Annotated in this window: 1 pseudogene; it reads right to left on the reverse strand. The window is 65.5% G+C overall.

Annotation, left to right across the window (positions count from 1 at the left end):
- Positions 1-255 (reverse strand): annotated as a pseudogene (locus AC3XQU_RS24300) (hypothetical protein); the annotation flags it as partial.

The raw sequence follows: 255 nt of genomic DNA on the forward strand, positions 1-255 counted from the left end.
GATTCCGCCGGCCCCATGGGGCGCCGGCTTTGGTGTCCTGATGTCAACGTAACCGCCGGCTGCCAGGCCGGCCTGCCGCTCGAAGAAATTTGCCGACGCCGGATTGCCCGTACGGAGCTGCGACCAGCCGGCGGCCAGGAAATACAGCGGAAGGAAGGGCAACCCCAGGCAGTAGGCGTACTGGCTGCAGTGCCTTTCCTCATGCCCCAGGAGCGCCGGATTGGCCGTCAGTTCTTCAGTCCGGATCCGGCAGAT

The organism is Telluria sp. AZSoR62, assembly GCF_058111565.1.